Source organism: Stenotrophomonas maltophilia group sp. vghtpe118, from assembly GCF_052605195.1.
This window is the reverse complement of record NZ_CP199672.1, coordinates 1034670-1052788: the sequence shown is the minus strand read 5'-3', so window position 1 is coordinate 1052788 and position 18119 is coordinate 1034670. Positions and strand designations below refer to the sequence as shown.

Genomic DNA, 18119 nt, shown 5'->3' with positions numbered 1-18119 from the left:
GCTCGGCTGGGCCAGCGGGTTCTGGCCGAAGCGCAGCCGAGCGTGGTCTCGGCCCTGCAGGGGGATCGTCGTCGTCGGGTTGGCTGTGGCTTGAGGCGCCCCCACGTTGAAGCACCAACGTGTAGGATCGACCCATGGCCCGAGCCTTGCCCCGTACCGAACGCATTCCCCGCCTGAGCCGGCTGAGCTGGCTGATGGGCCTGTACGCGGAGAACTACCGCCATCTGGTGCGCCTGTTCGAACCGGCGGGACTGGCGGCGGGCAGCTACATTTCCTCGATCGGCGACGGCCTGGATGTCCGCCTGGACGTGATCGAGTGCCACCGCTACACGGTGGAACTGCGGCTGACCTACGACCTGGCCGACCCGGTCACTGGCGAGCCGGATCCGTCGGCCTATGTTCGTCTGTACCGCGACGCGCGCCAGGCCGAGACCACCCATTGCTACGTCGGCCGCCGCTGGCAGGACACCATGGGCCTGTACCCGCCGCCGGCGGAGTTGATCAGTCATCGCATGCGGATGAACACCTTCCTCGGCAAGTGGCTGGAATACCTGGCCGAGCGCGGCCACGGCGTCGCAACGCTGCGCCGTGACCCCGATGGCACCGGTGCGCCTGCCGAGCGCCGCCTGTCGCTTGTGCGCTGATCGGCCATAATCCAGGGCTGACCTGCCGCTGGATTCCGCCCCATGCCGTACACCCCGATCGTCGCCACCCTGGGCTATGTGCTGTCGCCCGATCGTCGCCAGGTGCTGATGATCCATCGCAATACGCGCCCCGGTGACCATCACCTCGGCAAGTACAACGGCCTGGGTGGCAAGATCGAAGCGGACGAGGACGTGGCGGCCAGCATGCGCCGCGAGATTGCCGAGGAAGCCGGCATCGACTGCACCGGCATGCGCCTGCGCGGCACTCTCAGCTGGCCCGGTTTCGGCAGGCACGGCGAAGACTGGCTGGGCTTCGTGTTCGTCATCGACAGCTTCGAAGGCACCCCGCACGGCGGCAATCACGAAGGCACGCTGGAGTGGGTGGATCTGGACAAGCTGGACACGCTGCCGATGTGGGAAGGCGACCGCAACTTCCTGCCGCTGGTGTTCGACGCCGACCCGCGCCCGTTCCACGGCGTGATGCCGTACAAGGACGGGCGCATGGTCAGTTGGTCCTACAGCCGGCTGTGACCCGGCGAATCGGGGAGGTGCCAACCATTCCGGTGGGTGCCAACCCGGGTTGGCAGGCTCTTTCGGTCAATTAATACCCGGGCGATATTGACGACCATAAATTACCCGGGCAATATTTGCGCATCACCTCTGATGCCATTGCCATGCCTGCGTCCCGCCTCCCTCCCTTCAGTTGTTTCGACGGTCATCGCCTCGTTGCCTGCGGCAGCCCGGAAGTGGCGGCACTGGCGCTCAAGCGGCTGCGCGCCGACAACGCTGCCGGACCATTGCTGGTGTTCGACAACGCCACCGGTCGCACCCGCGATTTCGATACGCGCGGCAGTGATGAGGAACTGCTGGCGCGGGTAACCGAAGCGTTTCCCCCCTCTGACGAGGCGGATGCCGAAATCACTGCCGAAGACGCTGCGACCCCGCGTGGCCGTGGCCGCCCCAAGCTGGGCGTGGTCGCCCGTGAAGTGACCTTGCTGCCGCGCCATTGGGCGTGGCTGGCAGAGCAGCCGGGCGGGGCCTCGGTGGCATTGCGAAAACTGGTGGAGGCGGCCAGCCGCGCCGGTGCGGACAAGGACCGCCGGCGTCGCGATGCCGAGCGCGCGTATCACTTCATGCAGACCATCGCCGGTGACCTGCCGGGCTTCGAGGAGGCCATCCGCGTGCTGTTCGCGCACGACCGTACGGGCCTTGAAGCGGTGCTGCATTCCTGGCCCAGGGATGTGCGCGACCACGCCCTGCGTCTGGCGTTCGACAGCGCTGACGGCTGAACCATCGCGCCGTCGTTGAGCGGCGGCGCCACCTGATCGCGGGCCACGGCCCGGTCCCCTGTGCTTGCTTTGCTGGTGGAAACGCCGGGCAGGGCAGCGCCTTGCCCAGAGAACCCCATGAACTCCCCTGTACATCCCACGCCCCTGGTCGCGCCGCCTCTGTGGCGCACCTACCTGGCCCTGCTGCTGCCGATGCTGCTGACCAATGCGCTGCAATTGGCCGCAGGCACGCTGGACAACATCTACCTCGGCCATCTGCTCGGTACCCAGGCGGTGGCCGTGGCCGCTGCGTTCTTCCCGGTCTTCTTCCTGCTGCTGGCCCTGGTGATGGGCCTGGCGACCGGCGCGATGGTGCTGATCGGGCACGCCTGGGGCGCGGGTCGGCCGCAGCAGGTGCGCGCGGTGGCTGGCAGTGCGGTGGCGCTGATCCTTGTGCTGTCGGTGCTGGTGATGGCTCTGGGGAGCGGTTTCGCACCACAGCTTCTGATGTCACTGGGTACACCGGCACCGATCCTCGGTGAGTCCATCGTCTACGCGCGCGTGCTGCTGCTGGCGGCGCCGGCGTTCTTCCTCCTGTGGCTGGCCACGGCCGTGAGCCGCGCAGTAGGCGATGCGAAGACGCCGCTGCATGCGCTGCTGCTGGCCACGGCGGTGGGCCTGCTGTGCACGCCGCTGCTGATTCTGGGCTGGGCCGGCCTGCCGCGGCTGGGAGCGGCCAGTGCGGCGGTGTCGGCGGCGTTTGCCTCGCTGTTGGCCCTGGGCTGGCTGTTGTTGCGTTGGCATCGGGCAGGACATCCCCTGGCACCGGGCCCTGAGTTGTTGCATGCCATTCGTTTCGATGGCGCGATCATCCGATCGATGCTCCGCATCGGCATACCCTCCTCGCTGCAGATGCTCAGCCTGGCCGTCGCCGAAATCGTGTTGCTGGGCTGGATCAACCGTTACGGCTACACCGCTACGGCCGCCTACGGTGCGGTCAACCAGCTGATGAACTGGGTGCAGTTGCCGGCAATGTCGTTGGGGATCACCGCCACCATCCTCGCGGCGCATGCGATGGGCGCCGGGCGTACAGCACGGCTGCCGGCCATCGCCCGGACGGGTGTGCTGGTGGCGCTGGCGACGCTGAGCGTGGTGGTGGTGCTTGTTGTGGCGCTGGCGCGCGGGCTGACCGGGCTGATCCTGGCGGCAGCCGACGTGCGCGAGCTGGCTGCGTTGCAGCTGCGCACTGTGGTGTGGGGCGTGCTGGCGATGGGAATCAGCGCGGTGCTTGTCGGGGTGATGCGCGGCAGCGGCACGGTATGGTTGCCAGCGTTGCTGGGTATGGCAGCGGTGCTGCTGTTGGAACTGCCGCTGGCGATGTGGATGCAGGCGCAGCACGGGCTGGCCGGCGTGTGGTGGGCGTGGCCGCTGGGGTTGCTGGCCATGCTGGTGATGCAGGTGTTGTGCTTCGCGCGTTGGCGGCGGGTGCAGGCTGGGTAGTGCCGGCCGCCGTCCGGCACCCCGGAATGGCAGGTGCAGCCGGCCAGCGGCCGGCTCTACCACTTCAGCGCCGCTGCGCCAGCAGCAGGTGGAAGCATCCGGCATCATCATCGTCCGTCACCAGGAATCGGACGTGGCGGCGGCGGGCCCGCCGGTGACCATAGCGCCGACCTCGCGGCTTGGGAAGTAGGGAAACCCCGCGTCAGGGTGATGAGGAAATGTCCACCGGCGCAGTCGGTGAGATCTGGTTGTCCACAGGGGGTGTGGATTACGCGTGGGCAACTTTGTGGATAAGCCGCGACAGGCGCCACCCCCCTAGGCTGTCAAGATGGGTGGCGAAAAATTCACCGCCGGTGAGGGCGGGTGAGGGGGCGGTGAAGGGTGGGCCCCGCCAGCGCTGTCACCAGCGACGGCGCTCGCGGTAACCTGTGGGCCTTGATGCTCCGTGAGTCCCCATGAAACGTCACTTCTCGATGCTGCGCGAATTCCAGCTGGCCGACTGGTTCACCCTGGCCAATGCTTTCTGCGGCACCGGTGCGGTATTTGCCGCCATGCGCTTCCTGCAGGACGGCGAGCGTGGCTACCTGCTGTTCGGCATGGCGCTGATCCCGTTGGCCTTCATCTTCGACGCCCTTGATGGGCGCATCGCGCGCTGGCGCAAGTCCAGCTCCACCCTCGGCCGCGAGCTGGACTCGCTGTCCGACGTGATCTCCTTCGGGGTGGCCCCAGCGGCGCTGGCCTATGCCTGCGGCATGCAGGGTGGCTGGGACTGGCTGGTGCTGAGCTACTTCGTCTGCTGCGGCGTCAGCCGCCTGGCACGCTACAACGTCACTGCCGAGGCAATGACCGGCGATGAGGGCAAGGTCACGTATTTCGAGGGCACCCCGATCCCGACCAGCCTGGTGCTGGTGATCGTACTGGCGATCGCCGCCGGCACCGATGCCATCGGCCAGAACATCTGGTTCGGCCAGTGGCAGATCGGACCGTGGCAGCTGCACCCGATGGTGCTGTTGTTCGCCCTGTCCGGGTCGCTGATGATCAGCAAGACCCTGCGTATCCCCAAGCCATGAGCCAGCCCTGCGGAGGCCTGCGATGACCAGCTCGGCCCACGATGCCGGCAGCAGCGATTTCGAGACGCTGGCCCGGCAGTACTTCGGCGCCTGGGGTGATGCTCTGCGCCATGCGGGCGCGCCCGCTGCACCTGCCGGTGACGACCCCGGCAGCTGGCAACGGTTGTTTGACTGGTGGGGCCAATTGCTGCCCGAACAGGCGCCCGGCGCGCCGGAAGATGCCATGCGCCGGTTCCGCGAACAGGCGGGCAGCTGGTACGGCACCATGCAGGAGGTCGCCGCTCGGTTTGCCGGCCGCGACGCCAGCAGTGCCGACGTGGCCCAGGCCTGGCGTGAGGCGGTGCAGGGGCAGGGCGACGGCATGCTGCAATGGATGCTGCAGGGTGCCCGCGGCAGCACCCACGCCGGTGCCGCAGTACCTGAATTCGCCGCATGGCTGCAGCAGTTCCAGTTGCAGGCGGGCCCGTGGCTGCAGAGCCCGGCATTCGGCCCCGGCCGCGAGCACCAGGCGCGCTGGCAGGCCCTGCTGCGTGCGCAGGAAGAATACCAGCAGCATTCGCGCGCCTATGTCGACCAGATCAAGCGGGCATTGGACGAGGCATTTGCGCTGTTCGAGCAGCGCCTGGCCGAGCACGAACAGCCGGGCAGCCAGCTGACCAGCGCCCGCGCGATGTTCGACCTGTGGATCGAAGTGGCCGAGGAGGCCTACGCCAAGGTCGCCATGTCCGAACCGTTCCAGCAGGTGTACGCCTCGCTGGGCAACGCGCAGATGCGTCTGCGCGCAGGCCTGCAGCGCGAGGTGGAACAGATGAGTGAACGTATCGGCCTGCCGACCCGCAGCGAGATGGATGCCGCACACCGCCGCATCGCCGAGCTGGAGCGCAGCCTGCGCCGGCTGCAGGCACAAGTGGCGGTGCTGGCTGGAACCGCTGCGGTCGATCCGGTGGCGCAGCCGACGCCGGCGAAGGTGAAGCCAGCCGCCCGCAAGGCCGCGAAGAGGGCCGCGCCGGCAAAGAAGGTGGCTGCCAAAAAGTCCGAATCTCGCACCACCTCACGGGCACGTGACCGATGAAGGGACCGCTGGGCTTCAACGCCGATGACCTGATGCAGGAGACCCTGGCCATGCAGCGCAAGCTGATGGAGGGGCTGAAGCTGCTGCCGCAGGTGGAAGACGTTGACTATGGCGTGACCGCCCGCGAGGAAGTGTGGCGCGACGGCAAGGTGGTGCTCTACCGCTTCGTCGGCGAACAGGCGCCGACCCGGCGCACGCCGCTGCTGATCGTCTACGCGCTGGTCAACCGGCCGTACATGGTCGACCTGCAGGCCGACCGCTCGCTGGTGCAGAAGTTGTTGGCGCTTGGGCAGGATGTGTACGTGCTGGACTGGGGCTACCCGGATCGCTCGGAGCGCTTCCAGACGCTGGAGGACTATCTGCTGCGCTATATCGATGGTGCGGTGGATGCACTGCGCGTGCGCAGTGGCGGCCCGATCGACCTGCTCGGCATCTGCCAGGGCGGTGTGTTCGCGCTGTGCTATGCCGCGCTGCGCCGGGAGAAGCTGGGCAAGCTGATCACCATGGTCACCCCGGTCGATTTCCAGACGGCCGACAACATGCTCTCGCACTGGGCGCGGCAGGTGGACGTGGATCTGCTGGTGGATACGCTGGGCAACATACCGGCTGACCTGATGAATGCCAGCTACCTGATGCTCAAGCCATTCCGCCTGAACGTGCAGAAGTACGTCGGTCTGCTCGATATCCTCGACGACAAGGCGGCGCTGGAGGATTTCCTGCGCATGGAAAAATGGATCTTCGATTCGCCGGACCTGGCGGGCGAGGCGTTCCGTGACTTCATCAAGCAGTTCTACCAGGGCAACGGCCTGGTGAACGGTACGGTGCGGATCGGCGAGGAAGCCGTGGATCTGTCGCAGGTGACCTTGCCGGTGCTGAACATCTATGCCGAGCAGGACCATCTGGTACCGCCGGACGCCTCGCGCGCGATGCGTGGGCGCCTGGGCACGGACGACTACACCGAGTCCAGTTTCCGCGGTGGCCACATTGGTATCTATGTGTCCGGCCGCGCCCAGCGCGAAGTGCCGGCCACGATCGATGGCTGGTTGACGGCGCGTGACCTGTAGAGTCGAGCCATGCTCGATTGACCTGGGGGGATGATGACGTACCGGATTTCGTTGATTCTTGCGGCACTGCTGGCAGCACAATTTGCCCACGCCGCACCCAGTGCCCATGCACGCCGGGAGATCGCCCAGCTGATTTCCAGCCTGGACGGCTCGCAGTGCCGTTTCCAGCGCAATGGCAGCTGGTACGACGGCGGCGATGCGCGCGCTCATCTGCAGCGCAAGTACGACTACCTGCTGAAGAAGGACATGGTGGACAGCGCCGAGCAGTTCATCGAGCGCGCCGCCAGCCAGAGCAGCATGAGCGGGAAGCCTTACCGCATCCAGTGCCCGGGGCAGCCTGAACAGACCGCGGCCGCCTGGTTCGGTGCGCGCCTGCAGGCGCTGCGTCTCCGCACGCCGTAGACACGGAGGCGGTGTAGAGTCGCGGCGTGCTCGACTGATTCTGCCCGCAAGCCGAGGAGACACCGCCGTGAACACCACGCCCAAGACGCTGTCGCGTTCATTGAACGACCGCATGATTGCCGGCGTGATGGGCGGCATTGCCCATCGCTTCGGCTGGAACCCCACCCTGGTGCGGATCGTGTTCGTGCTGGTATCGATCGGCTCGGCCGCCTTCCCCGGCATTCTGATCTACCTGATCCTGTGGCTGCTGATTCCGAACGAGGCGGATTGAACACCGCCGCTCGATCCTGGCCGCTCTGGCTGCGCGCGCTGCAGATGCTGGGCGCCGCATGGACGCTGCCCAACACACTGATCGGCCTGATCGGCGGCCTGGCCGGCATGCTTGGCGGCGCGACGCTGCGATGGAGCGGGCGGGACTGCGCCGTGGTGTTCGATCACTGGCCGTGGGGGCCGGGCGGTGCGATCACCCTGGGCAACGTGATCCTGCATACCGGCCATGACCTCGGCATCTGTTGCCGGACCTATGCGCATCAGGCGGGGTGGGGCGTGGAGCCGCTGATCCGGCTGGACGACCACGAGCGCGCGCACGTTTACCAGTACATGGTGCTGGGGCCGTTGTACCTGCCGGTGTACCTGCTGTGTGGTGGGGTGAGTGCACGCAATCCGTTCGAACGCGCGGCCGATCATTTCGCCCGGTTCGGGCGTGGTTGGTGGCCGTAGTTTCCAGCCAACGGCGCGGCCCCTCGTGGGTGGTGATGCCTGGTTGTCAAATGCAAAACCCTCGCGCTGGTCGGTCGGGTTGGGTTCACGGCGTCCCCGGCCTACCCACCCTCCCGGCCAGCCCACAGGAAACCGGCTTTCCGCGACCAACCAAACCACCCACGAGGGGCTGCGCCGTTGGCGGGAATCCCCCACCGATTCGTTAGCCGGAAGTTAAAGATCCGTAAGCATTCTGCTGCGATCCCGCAGTCATCTGCATGCAACCGATCGTCATTAGCCTTCGTGACGTTCCAGTCAGGTTCGACGCGGTAAGCTCTCCCTCGATGAGCTCGCAGCATCGCTCATCGAGCGCAGTACGCAGTAGCAATTTGGAGGAAGACATCACATGGCAATCGTTCTTTATGTCGGTGGTAGCAAGGATGGCGAGAAGGGCGTGGTGCCCTACGGCTTCAGCAAATCCCGCGCCGACACCGCGCTGGGGCCGGAGTTCTACACGGAGCGGTTCATGGAACTGCAGGGTGTCGGCAAGGTCCGCCTGATGGCCTTGGAAGGCATGCGTGACGACATCGTCATGCAGCGCGCCGCCCGCCACTACCGCTGACCGTCGCAACACGCGGCAGGGCGCGCCCACCATCGCGCGCCCGCGCCGGCATCCCAGCCCCGGGCCAGTCCGAGCCCGCTCTTTGCCAGGATGCCGGCGTCCAATCCGGCTTCGCCGCTGAACCTCGCCCCCTGTCAATGCCTTGTCCGGCTCCGTCGCGGATTGCCAGAATGGGGGCTTCCCGAAACGCGGCACAGACCTGAAGCAATGCACGACGCCAAGAACGCCCAGAGCGCGCTCGCCCAGCAGATCGCCCAGACCATCGCCGACGAAATCGGTGCCCAGTCCGCCCAGGTACGCGCCGCCGTCGGCCTGCTCGACGAAGGCGCCAGCGTTCCGTTCATCGCGCGCTACCGCAAGGAAGTGACCGGTGGCCTGGACGACACCCAGCTGCGCAACCTGGAAACCCGGCTGACCTACCTGCGCGAGCTGGAGGACCGTCGCGTGGCGGTGCTGGCCAGCATCGGCGAGCAGGGCAAGCTCAGTGACGAGCTGCGCAATGACATCCTGGCCGCCGATACCAAGAGCCGGCTGGAAGACCTGTACCTGCCGTACAAGCCCAAGCGCCGCACCCGTGCGCAGATCGCCCGCGAGGCCGGCCTGGAGCCGTTGGCCGATGGCCTGCTGGCCGACCCGACGCAGGACCCGCAGACGTTCGCGGCCACCTTCGTCGACGCCGACAAGGGCGTGGCCGACGCCAAGTCCGCGTTGGAAGGCGCGCGCGCGATCCTGATGGAGCGCTGGGGCGAAGACGCCGCGCTGGTCGGTGAACTGCGCACCTGGCTGGGCGAGACCGGCGTGATCCGTGCCCGCGTCGCCGAGGGCAAGGAAACCGAGGGCGCCAAGTACCGCGACTACTTCGAGCATGCCGAGGCGCTGGCGAAGATTCCGTCGCATCGCTTGCTGGCACTGTTCCGTGCGCGCCGCGAGGAGATCCTGTTCCTGGAACTGGACCCGGGCAGCGATGCCGAGGCTGGCCATCAGTACGCCGAAGGACGCGTGGCGCGCAAGGCCGGCATCGCCGACCAGGGCCGTGCCGCCGACCGCTGGCTGCTGGATGCGTGCCGGCTGACCTGGCGTGCCAAGCTGCACACCCATCTGCTGCTGGACCTGTTCAACCAAGCCCGCGAAAAGGCCGAAGCCGAAGCCATCGCGGTGTTCGGCGACAACCTGAAGGACCTGTTGCTGGCGGCACCCGCCGGCCCGAAGACCGTGCTCGGACTGGACCCGGGCATCCGCACCGGCTGCAAGATCGCCGTGGTCGATGCCACCGGCAAGCTGGTCGCCACCGACACCATCTACCCGCACGAGCCGCGTCGCCAGTGGGAGCAGTCGCTGCAGACGATCAAGCAGCTGTGCGCCAAGCACAACGTGGAACTGATCGCGATCGGCAACGGCACTGCCAGCCGCGAAACCGACAAGCTGGCCGGTGAAGCGATCAAGGCCGCTGCCAACCCGAAGCTGCAGAAGGTAGTGGTCAGCGAGGCCGGGGCGTCGGTGTACTCGGCGTCCGAGTTCGCGGCCAGGGAGTTCCCGGAGCTGGACGTGTCGCTACGTGGGGCGGTGTCGATCGCCCGCCGCCTGCAGGACCCGCTGGCCGAACTGGTGAAGATCGAACCCAAGGCGATCGGTGTCGGCCAGTACCAGCACGATGTGGATCAGTACCGCCTGGCGCGCGCGCTGGATGCCCGCGTGGAGGACTGCGTGAACGCGGTGGGCGTGTACGTGAACACCGCTTCGGCTGCACTGTTGTCGCGGGTGTCCGGCCTGTCGGCCACGGTGGCCGAGAACATCGTGCGCCACCGTGATGCGAACGGCCCGTTCAAGCGCCGCAAGGACCTGCTGAAGGTCGCGCGCCTGGGCGAGAAGACCTTTGAACAGTGCGCGGGCTTCCTGCGCATTGCCGACGGTGATGAACCGCTGGATGCTTCGGCGGTACACCCGGAAGCCTACCCGGTGGTCGAGCGCATCGTTGCCAGCACCGCGCGCCCGATCAAGGCGCTGATCGGTGATGGCAGCTTCCTGCGCGGCCTGAAGGCCGAGCAGTTCACCGATGCCACCTTCGGCGTGCCGACCGTGCGTGACATCCTCAAGGAACTGGAGAAGCCGGGCCGAGACCCACGCCCCGAGTTCAAGGCGGCACGATTCGCCGAGGGCGTCGAGGACATCAAGGACCTGCGCGAGGGCATGGTGCTCGAGGGTGTGGTCAGCAACGTGGCGGCCTTCGGTGCCTTCGTCGATATCGGTGTGCACCAGGATGGCCTGATCCACATATCGGCACTTTCCGATACGTTCGTGAAGGACCCGCGCGACGTGGTCAAGGCCGGCGATATCGTCAAGGTGAAGGTGCTGGAGGTGGACGTGGCGCGCAAGCGCATCGCCCTGACCCGGCGCCTGGACGATACCCCCGGGCAAGCCACCAGCCGCCCGGGACAGCGTGATGAGCGCGGTCATGGGCAGGGTCCGCGCCGCGATGCAGGCGGCCAGAACCGCGGGCTGAACCGGGGTCAAGGCAATGGTGGCCGTCCCGCCGCGTCCGCGCCCCCGGCCAACAACGCCCTGGCGGAGGCCTTCGCGCGCGCCAAGCGCAGTTGAGGACCGCGTTCCCCGTCACACTTGATTCATGGCGGGGGACTTGTCGATTCTCCCGTGATTGCGCACACTTGCGCTTGAGGGGAGGCGTCCGGCCACCCCGCTGTTGCTGGGGAGGGCCATGACGCCAGCACCACCCGTTGCTCGTACCGGCGGTCGCAGCGCTGCGCTGCGTTCGGCGCCTGCCCGTGCCGGCAGGAGACCGGATTGATGCCGGGCCAGGGCATCCACGGCAATGGACTGCTGGAGCGCCGCCTGCAGGAGCTGGCGGAAGAGCGTCGCCGCCTGGCGATGATCATCGACGGTACCGCCGCGGGAACCTGGGAATGGAACGTGCAGACCGGCGAGATGCGGGTCAATGCGCGCTGGGCCGAGATCGTCGGTTACCGCCTGGAAGAGCTGGAACCCATCTGCCAGAAGACGTTCCTGAGGCTGGTCCATCCCGATGACATTGCGTTGTCCGATGCTGCGCTGGACGACCATTTCCAAGGGCGCAGCGACAACTACGCCTGCCTGCTGCGCATGCGCCACAGGAACGGCCAGTGGATCTGGATCCAGGACCGTGGCCGCGTCTTTGAATGGGACGGGCAGGGCAAGCCGCTGTGGATGGCCGGTGCCCATGCCGACGTCACCGAGCTGCAGCAGGCGAGACAGGACGCGGCCGAAACCCGCCAACGCCTGCAGGCCGTGGTCGATGCGTCCGATGAGGTAGCGGTGATCGCCACCGATACCGATGGCACCATCACCCTGTTCAACACGGGTGCGGAGCGCCTGCTGGGCTACAGCGCAGCGGAGGTGGTCGGCCAGCGCCGGCTCGATGCGTTCCACGATCCGGAGGAACTGAATGCCTGGCTGGAGCCGCTGGCCGATGCCGAGGGCAACCTTCCCGACGTGTTCGAAGCGCTCAGTGCCCGCGCTGACGGGCAGACCTACTCGCGGCAGTGGACGTTGCTGCGCAAGGAGGGCCTGCCACGCCAGGTGCGCCTGTCGATCAGCCGCATGGAAGGTGCCGATGGCGCACGCATCGGCTACGTCGGCATGGCCATCGACATCACCGAAATTCTGCAGGCACGGGCCGAGGCGCGGCTGTCGGCGGAGAAGTTCGCCGGTGCATTCACGTCGGCGGCGTTGGGCATGGCGCTGGTGTCGCTGGAGGGGCGTTGGCTGGACGTCAATGATGCGCTGTGCCGGATCCTGGGTTACCCGCGCGAAGAGCTGCTGCAGGTCGACTTCCAGCGCCTGACCCATCCCGATGACCTGCAGACCGACCTGGCCCTGGTGCAGGACCTGCTGGCCGGACGGCGCAGCCATTACCACCTTGAAAAGCGCTATCTCGACCGCGACGGCCGCATCATCTGGGCGCGGCTGTCGGTGTCGCTGGTGCGCAGCGAGCATGGCCAGCCGCTGCACTTCGTGTCGCAGATCCAGGACATCACCGCCCAGCGCAGCAGTGAGCAACGCCTGTTCGAGAGCGAACAGCGCAGCCGCATCACCCTGGATGCGGTGGCCGACCTGGTGCTCAGCGTCAACCTTGACGGCCGCATCGACTATGCCAACGCGGCCGCGGTACGCACCCTGGCCGGTGATGGCGCGCTGTCGCTGGCCGGGCACAAGGTGCAGGACGTGCTGGCGCTGACCACCGAGTACGCGCCCGGCTCGGTACTGGATGTGTCGGTACTGCTGGACCCGGAGAGCAACGCGGTGGACCTGCACGCCGACCTGCTGCTGCGCCTGGGCACGGCAACGGTGCCGGTGGACCTGACGCGGGCCTGGCTGCGCGATGACGAAGGCCATGTGCGCGGCGCGGTGTGGGTGCTGCGCGACGACACCCAGCAGCGGGCGCGGCAGCGCGAAGCCCGCCACCTGGCCGAGATCGATCCACTCACCGAACTGAGCAACCGCCGCGGTTTCGAGGTGCACCTGCAGCAGGCGATCACCCGCGTCGAGCGCACCGGGCAGGCCGCCTCGCTGATGTACATCGATCTGGACCGCTTCAAGCCGGTCAACGACACCTGGGGCCACCTGGCCGGCGATGCCGTGCTGTGGGCGGTGGCCAGTGTGCTGCGACATGGTGTGCGTGATTCGGACGTGGTGGCGCGGCTGGGCGGCGACGAGTTCGCGGTGATCCTGTCCGGGTGTACGCCGCGTCGTGCCGCACGGATCGGCGGTGAACTCCTGCAGACCCTGTCAGCGCTGTCCATCCCGTGGGATCAGCATCGGCTGCGGGTCGGTGCCAGCATCGGCATCGCGCCCCTGGCGGGGGGCATGAGCGTGGACCAGGCAGTGGCCGCTGCCGATGCACAGTGCTACCGGGCCAAGGCGCTGGGGCGCAACAACGTGCAGGTGCAGGGCGAGCTGTCGGAGCTTCCAGGCGACGATGCCGATGCCGCCCAGGACTGATCTCAGTCTGTGAGAGGACGCGCGCGAATACTGTGCGCATCTCCCCTGAAGCAGGTGAACCCATGAATGCCTGGAACCCGGTTGCGGTACGCATGTTCATCCCGGCGCTGGTCGGCTGGTGCCTGGCGCTGGCCACCTGCCTGCGCGCCGAACAGCTGCGCGGCGACCCGTACGCGCAGGCGTTGTTGCCCGTATTGCAGCAAGGCGCGGTCGCGCTGCTGGTCCTGAGCCTGGCCTGCACGGTTGCGGCCTGCGTGTTGCTGTGGCGGCATGGCCGCGGCGACGGCGGGCGTCTCGCTTCCGGCACTACACCCGTGCCGCGTCCATCAGCAGGACCCGGCACGGTGCGCGCTGGAACGCGTTGATCTGAGGCACCAGACGCTGGAAGTGCTCGCTGGCGCAATGGATATCCAGAGCGTCGCGGTCCGGCCATTGCTCGATGAAGACGAAATGCCCGGGGTCCTTCTGGTCGACGAACAGTTCATAGCCGAGGCAGAGCGGCTCTCGCCGCGTGCATGCGACCAGCTCGCGGTACAGGGGAAGCACGGTGTCCACCGCATCGGGATGGATGAAATCCTCGGCGATCACTTTCAGCATGTCGGCACCTGCAGACGGGCCTTGCAGGATAGTGCCAGCGCATCGCGTGCACCTATCCTGGTCAACGCAATACCGTGTCCGTACTGACCAGCTGCACGTCGTGCATCTGATTGAGGTAGGCCTCGTAGTAGCCCTTGTGCGAGGCACCGACGATGGCCAGCATTCGGCTGCCAGGGTGCAGGCCCAGCACGTCGCGGACGTTGGCGACCATGCGCAGGTTGCGGGTTTCCCAGTAACCGACATACATCCGGCCGAACGCCTTGGAGGACGGCTCGACGAGCGTCGCGCCGAAGTCGCTCTGGTACGCTGCCATCGCTGCCGCGGGGCTGTTGTAATCCCGATACAGCGCCATGACGCCGCCGGGCTTGTCCAGATTGGCCACGAGGCGTTCATCGGCCTCCCGTCGCGCCCGCAAGTGTGTATTGTTCCAGGCACCGGTGATGGCTGCACTGGCCGCCGCTTCATCCTCGGCCGGTGTGGGAGAATCGGCCGTGTGGTCGTCCACGGCCCACAGCCGTTCATGCCCGAGGCGGGCAGCAACGACGGCGGCGATCAGGCTGGTTTCATTGCGGCGGACCAGGCCTTTGCCGAGGATCTCGACCAGGGCCGGCGTCAGCCCATCGCCGGCTTTGCGCTCGGACGCAGGCAGGCGCAGCCACTGCACCTGCGCCGAGCCGCGTTCGCCCGCTGCCAGGAACAATGCGGCGAGCCGACGACGCTGGGTGGGCGTCGGCTCGTCCGGCCAGGTCGCAAGCAGGCGCTCGGCCTGGGCGTTCGCTGCGGGCACGTCCAGGCCCGTGGCAGCCTGCGCAGCGGTGGTGTCGAAGCAGTAGGTGGCCACGCTCTGCGCATAGCGTTCCGGGTAGCGACGCATGGAATCGCACTGGAGGCCGGACAGGTCTTCGGTGGCGATCAGTTCGGGCTTCCAGGCGACCAGTCGCTGCAGCAACGGTTCAAGCAAGGCGGGCTGGAACGACTTGGGCAGGCCGGACAGGTGGGCGGTGCCCAGTACCAGCACCTCGTTCGGTCGCCCGACAGGCGGCCCCTTCAGCTGGTCCGGATGGAAGGCGGGCCGATAGGTGGCATCGGCAGCGAGGGCGCCGGTACTGCACAGGCCCAGGATCAGGAGGCTGGCCAAGCGTGGGAACATGCGATCTCCGTGTCAGTGCGCGTCCTGCAGTTCGCTGCATGCTGGCCGTTTTCACCTGCCACGGAATCGCCCGTTGGTCATGCAAACCTTTTGGGCCTGAACTGCATCGTGCCCGGCAAGGCTCTGCCCAGTGACGACGGCAACGCGCGACATGTTCCGTGATGACACCCGGTGTCCCCACCGAGCGTGAGCAGAATGTGAAGTACATCGCGATTGTCTACCGCGTCCCTGCAGCTGCATCTGAAGTTGCGACGGACGTCGCGTAATCCGGCTAAAGCCACCGATCGCCTCGCCGATATTCCCTCTGGATCCCGCTCCAGTCACCCGCCGCAGGACCCCAGGCCGTCCCCGATGGGCGGCCCGCGCTGTGTGTTCCGCCGCTCCCAGATGCCGATCGCACCCGCAGCAGACGTTCGTGGCAGTCGCTCGAGAGGTGCCGGTTGGCACCTGTAGTCCCTGGCACCTGAAGTTGCCGCCGGGCATCCCGCCCGTCGGGTCGCAACCGCTTACCGGACACCGAGGATCAGACAATGCTCATTCCAGGCTTCACGGCGGGCGCACAGGCGCCGGCTGAGCTGCATACCCGTTGGTCGCCGTGGCGTGCCCTGCTGGACGCGCTGGCACCCCAGCACCGCACCGGCGCCGAGGCCGTGTCCGACGGCCGTGCCGAGCTGGAAGCCCAGGTCGCGGCGCTGCACCGGGTCCAGGCGGTCATCGAGTTCGCCCTCGATGGCACCATCCTGCAGGCCAATGACAACTTCCTGCAGGCGATGGGCTACCGGCTGGAGGAGATCCAGGGAAAGCATCATTCCCTGTTCGTCGATCCCGAGCAGGCGCGCAGCGCCGAGTACCGCGACTTCTGGGCGCGGCTGGGGCGTGGCGAATATGACGCTGGCCAGTACCGGCGCTTCGGCAAGGGCCAGCGCGAGATCTGGATCCAGGCCTCGTACAACCCGGTGCTGGACCGGCAGGGGCGGCCTTACAAGGTGGTCAAGTTCGCCACCGACATCACCGCGCAGAAGCTGCAGGCGGCCGACTCGGCCGGGCAGCTGGCGGCGATCGACAAGTCGCAGGCGGTGATCGAGTTCGGCATGGACGGCCGCATCCTTTCGGCCAACGAGAACTTCCTGGCAGCCACCGGCTACAGCCTGGACGACGTGCGTGGCCAGCACCACTCGCTGTTCGTCGAGCCCGAGTATCGTGGCAGTGCCGAGTATCGGCAGTTCTGGGAGAAGCTGGGCCGTGGCGAATACGATGCCGGCCAGTACCGGCGCCTCGGCAAGGGCGGGCGCGAGGTCTGGATCCAGGCGTCCTACAACCCGATCCTGGATCTCAATGGAAAGCCGTTCAAGGTCGTCAAGTACGCCACCGACATCACCGCGCAGGTGCATGAGAACCAGGCCATGCAGCGCGCCGTGGCGCAGACCCGTGAAGTGGTGGCGGCCGCCAAGGAGGGCGACCTGACCCGGCGCGTGGCCACCGCCGACAAGCACGGGCCGATCGCCGAGCTGTGCGAAGGCGTGAATTCGCTGGTCGAGGCGATGGCTGCGATCATCGGCCAGATCAAGTTTGCCGCCGACACCATCGCCGTCGGTGCCACCGAGATCGCGCAGGGCAACAGCGATCTGTCGCAGCGCACCGAGCAGCAGGCAGCGTCGCTGGAGGAGACCGCCATGTCGATGAAGGGCCTGGCCGAGACCGTGCAGCGCACCGCGAGCAACGCACGGCAGGCCAGTCAGCTGGCCGGTGGGGCTGCCGATGTCGCTGCGCGTGGCGGCAACGTGGTGCACGAAGTGGTCGAGACCATGGCGGTGATCAACGCATCCTCGCGGCGCATCGTCGACATCATCGGCGTGATCGACGGCATCGCTTTCCAGACCAACATCCTTGCCTTGAACGCCGCGGTGGAAGCCGCGCGTGCGGGCGAACACGGGCGTGGCTTCGCCGTGGTCGCCACCGAGATCCGCGAACTGTCGCAGCGCTCGGCCAGTGCCGCCAAGGAGATCAAGCAGCTGATCGATGCGTCGGTGGCCAATGTCGGCGCCGGCACCGCGCAGGTTGAGAGCGCCGGCCGCACCATGGACGAGATCGTGCTCAACGTGCGCCGGGTCAGTGACCTGATGTCCGAGATCAGCACGGCCGCACAGCAGCAGAGCGACGACATCCAGCAGATGAACCACGCTGTCGATCTGATCGACCAGGGCACCCAGCAGAACGCTGCGCTGGTCGAGGAAGCCTCGGCCGCGGCGCGCAGCATGGAGGAGCAGTCAGCGCAGCTTCTGCAGACCGTGGCCAGCTTCCGCGTGCAGGGTGGCGCGGGGCACCTGCACGGCGCGGCGGTGCTGCGTGCGGTCTAGGCCCGGCGGTCGGAGTGCTGTTCCCCGGCCTCGTGGCTCGGCCTGCTCATGCGCGGCCTGCCAGGCTACGCCGATGCTGATGGTCACATGGGCCTCAGCGGCGGGCAGGGCGGCGGTTTCCACGGCGGCGCGCAGGCGCTCGCAGGGTGGCGATGAATTCCTCGCCGCCGTCGCGGGCCAGCAGGTCATCACTGCGTTGCGGGCAGCCGTCGAGGATCGCGGCGACCGCCTGCAGGTTGTTGGCGTCCCCAGCGCCAGCGCTGATCGGATGCGTCAGGCAGATGGCGGGCGATCTGCAGCGCCATCGCCCGTTCGGAAACGTGGCCCCAGCTGGTGTGCTCGATCACGCCCGGCAGCGAGAGGTAGTGGGACGAGGCGACGGCGTCGGACGCCCGCAGGAGAAGCAATCGCGCGGGCAGGGCATGCTGGGGCATCTTCGCCAGTGTCGGCGCTCTGGCCCGGGAAAAGCAAAAGGCCAGATCACGGACCTGGCCTTTGATGCTGTGGTGCCGGTGAAAGGACTCGAACCTTCATGGGGTCACCCCCGGCTGATTTTGAGTCAGCTGCGTATACCATTCCGCCACACCGGCAGGCAGCGTACGAGTGTAACCGAGGTCGGCAGGCGATGCATAGTAGGAGGGCCTATGAGGGCGGTTCCTGTCGGCATTGGCCCCTTGATAGC

Annotated in this window: 17 protein-coding genes, 1 tRNA gene and 1 pseudogene; 15 read left to right on the top strand and 4 right to left on the bottom strand. The window is 67.2% G+C overall.

What is annotated here, in order from left to right:
* Positions 1 to 134: 134 nt before the first annotated feature.
* The 14 genes from ACUDTM_RS04950 (at position 135) to ACUDTM_RS04885 (ending at position 13698) form a co-directional block, all read left to right on the top strand.
* Positions 135 to 644: a DUF1249 domain-containing protein gene (locus ACUDTM_RS04950; RefSeq protein ID WP_334272184.1), complete on the top strand. Its 510-nt coding sequence runs from the start codon at positions 135 to 137 to the stop codon at positions 642 to 644.
* A gap of 42 nt (positions 645 to 686) precedes the next feature.
* Positions 687 to 1175 (top strand): NUDIX hydrolase, encoded by a 489-nt coding sequence (locus ACUDTM_RS04945; protein WP_088496173.1) that lies wholly within the window; start codon positions 687 to 689, stop codon positions 1173 to 1175.
* Between the two features lie 143 nt (positions 1176 to 1318).
* A complete protein-coding gene (locus ACUDTM_RS04940; protein WP_111201511.1) occupies positions 1319 to 1933 on the top strand; it encodes a DUF2239 family protein in 615 nt (204 codons plus the stop codon).
* A gap of 117 nt (positions 1934 to 2050) precedes the next feature.
* On the top strand, positions 2051 to 3412 hold the full coding sequence (locus ACUDTM_RS04935) for an MATE family efflux transporter (RefSeq protein WP_334272187.1): 1362 nt from the start codon (positions 2051 to 2053) through the stop codon (positions 3410 to 3412).
* A gap of 455 nt (positions 3413 to 3867) precedes the next feature.
* A complete protein-coding gene (locus tag ACUDTM_RS04930; RefSeq protein WP_019660264.1) occupies positions 3868 to 4482 on the top strand; it encodes a CDP-alcohol phosphatidyltransferase family protein in 615 nt (204 codons plus the stop codon).
* Between the two features lie 22 nt (positions 4483 to 4504).
* The gene (phaE, locus tag ACUDTM_RS04925) at positions 4505 to 5554 is read left to right on the top strand and encodes a class III poly(R)-hydroxyalkanoic acid synthase subunit PhaE (RefSeq protein ID WP_227837012.1); all 1050 of its coding nucleotides are present in this window, start codon (positions 4505 to 4507) and stop codon (positions 5552 to 5554) included.
* The gene (gene phaC, locus ACUDTM_RS04920) at positions 5551 to 6618 is read left to right on the top strand and encodes a class III poly(R)-hydroxyalkanoic acid synthase subunit PhaC (protein WP_072168075.1); all 1068 of its coding nucleotides are present in this window, start codon (positions 5551 to 5553) and stop codon (positions 6616 to 6618) included. The genes phaE and phaC overlap by 4 nt, the downstream gene beginning before the upstream one ends.
* Positions 6619 to 6651: 33 nt before the next feature.
* Positions 6652 to 7020 carry a YfeK family protein gene (locus ACUDTM_RS04915; protein ID WP_334272189.1) on the top strand — a complete coding sequence of 123 codons (369 nt, stop codon included), beginning with the start codon at positions 6652 to 6654 and terminating at the stop codon, positions 7018 to 7020.
* A 112-nt stretch (positions 7021 to 7132) separates the two neighbouring features.
* On the top strand, positions 7133 to 7291 hold the full coding sequence (locus ACUDTM_RS04910; RefSeq protein WP_194430536.1) for a PspC domain-containing protein: 159 nt from the start codon (positions 7133 to 7135) through the stop codon (positions 7289 to 7291).
* Between the two features lie 44 nt (positions 7292 to 7335).
* On the top strand, positions 7336 to 7740 hold the full coding sequence (locus tag ACUDTM_RS04905; RefSeq protein ID WP_088123871.1) for a hypothetical protein: 405 nt from the start codon (positions 7336 to 7338) through the stop codon (positions 7738 to 7740).
* Between the two features lie 385 nt (positions 7741 to 8125).
* Positions 8126 to 8341: a hypothetical protein gene (locus tag ACUDTM_RS04900; RefSeq protein ID WP_005417149.1), complete on the top strand. Its 216-nt coding sequence runs from the start codon at positions 8126 to 8128 to the stop codon at positions 8339 to 8341.
* 207 nt (positions 8342 to 8548) lie between these two features.
* Positions 8549 to 10936: a Tex family protein gene (locus ACUDTM_RS04895; RefSeq protein ID WP_353080312.1), complete on the top strand. Its 2388-nt coding sequence runs from the start codon at positions 8549 to 8551 to the stop codon at positions 10934 to 10936.
* Between the two features lie 207 nt (positions 10937 to 11143).
* On the top strand, positions 11144 to 13333 hold the full coding sequence (locus ACUDTM_RS04890; RefSeq protein WP_072167438.1) for a PAS domain-containing protein: 2190 nt from the start codon (positions 11144 to 11146) through the stop codon (positions 13331 to 13333).
* 62 nt (positions 13334 to 13395) lie between these two features.
* Positions 13396 to 13698, top strand: coding sequence for a hypothetical protein (locus tag ACUDTM_RS04885; protein WP_072167439.1), 303 nt, complete (start codon positions 13396 to 13398; stop codon positions 13696 to 13698).
* On the opposite strand, the gene ACUDTM_RS04880 is transcribed toward ACUDTM_RS04885, so the two are convergent.
* Together ACUDTM_RS04880 and ACUDTM_RS04875 are read right to left on the bottom strand one after the other, a co-directional pair.
* The gene (locus ACUDTM_RS04880) at positions 13640 to 13930 is read right to left on the bottom strand and encodes a putative quinol monooxygenase (RefSeq protein WP_061479066.1); all 291 of its coding nucleotides are present in this window, start codon (positions 13928 to 13930) and stop codon (positions 13640 to 13642) included. The two genes, ACUDTM_RS04885 and ACUDTM_RS04880, sit on opposite strands and share 59 nt — an antisense overlap.
* A 61-nt stretch (positions 13931 to 13991) precedes the next feature.
* Positions 13992 to 15080 carry a DUF5694 domain-containing protein gene (locus tag ACUDTM_RS04875; RefSeq protein WP_252744508.1) on the bottom strand — a complete coding sequence of 363 codons (1089 nt, stop codon included), beginning with the start codon at positions 15078 to 15080 and terminating at the stop codon, positions 13992 to 13994.
* Between the two features lie 530 nt (positions 15081 to 15610).
* On the opposite strand from ACUDTM_RS04875, the gene ACUDTM_RS04870 reads away from it, so the two are divergent.
* On the top strand, positions 15611 to 17437 hold the full coding sequence (locus tag ACUDTM_RS04870) for a methyl-accepting chemotaxis protein (protein ID WP_188240866.1): 1827 nt from the start codon (positions 15611 to 15613) through the stop codon (positions 17435 to 17437).
* Positions 17438 to 17464: 27 nt separating this feature from the next.
* Here the strand turns inward: ACUDTM_RS04870 and ACUDTM_RS04865 are convergent.
* Positions 17465 to 17672 (bottom strand): annotated as a pseudogene (locus ACUDTM_RS04865) (GGDEF domain-containing protein); the annotation flags it as partial.
* Positions 17673 to 17941: 269 nt separating this feature from the next.
* Positions 17942 to 18027, bottom strand: a tRNA-Leu gene (locus ACUDTM_RS04860).
* Positions 18028 to 18119: the final 92 nt, after the last annotated feature.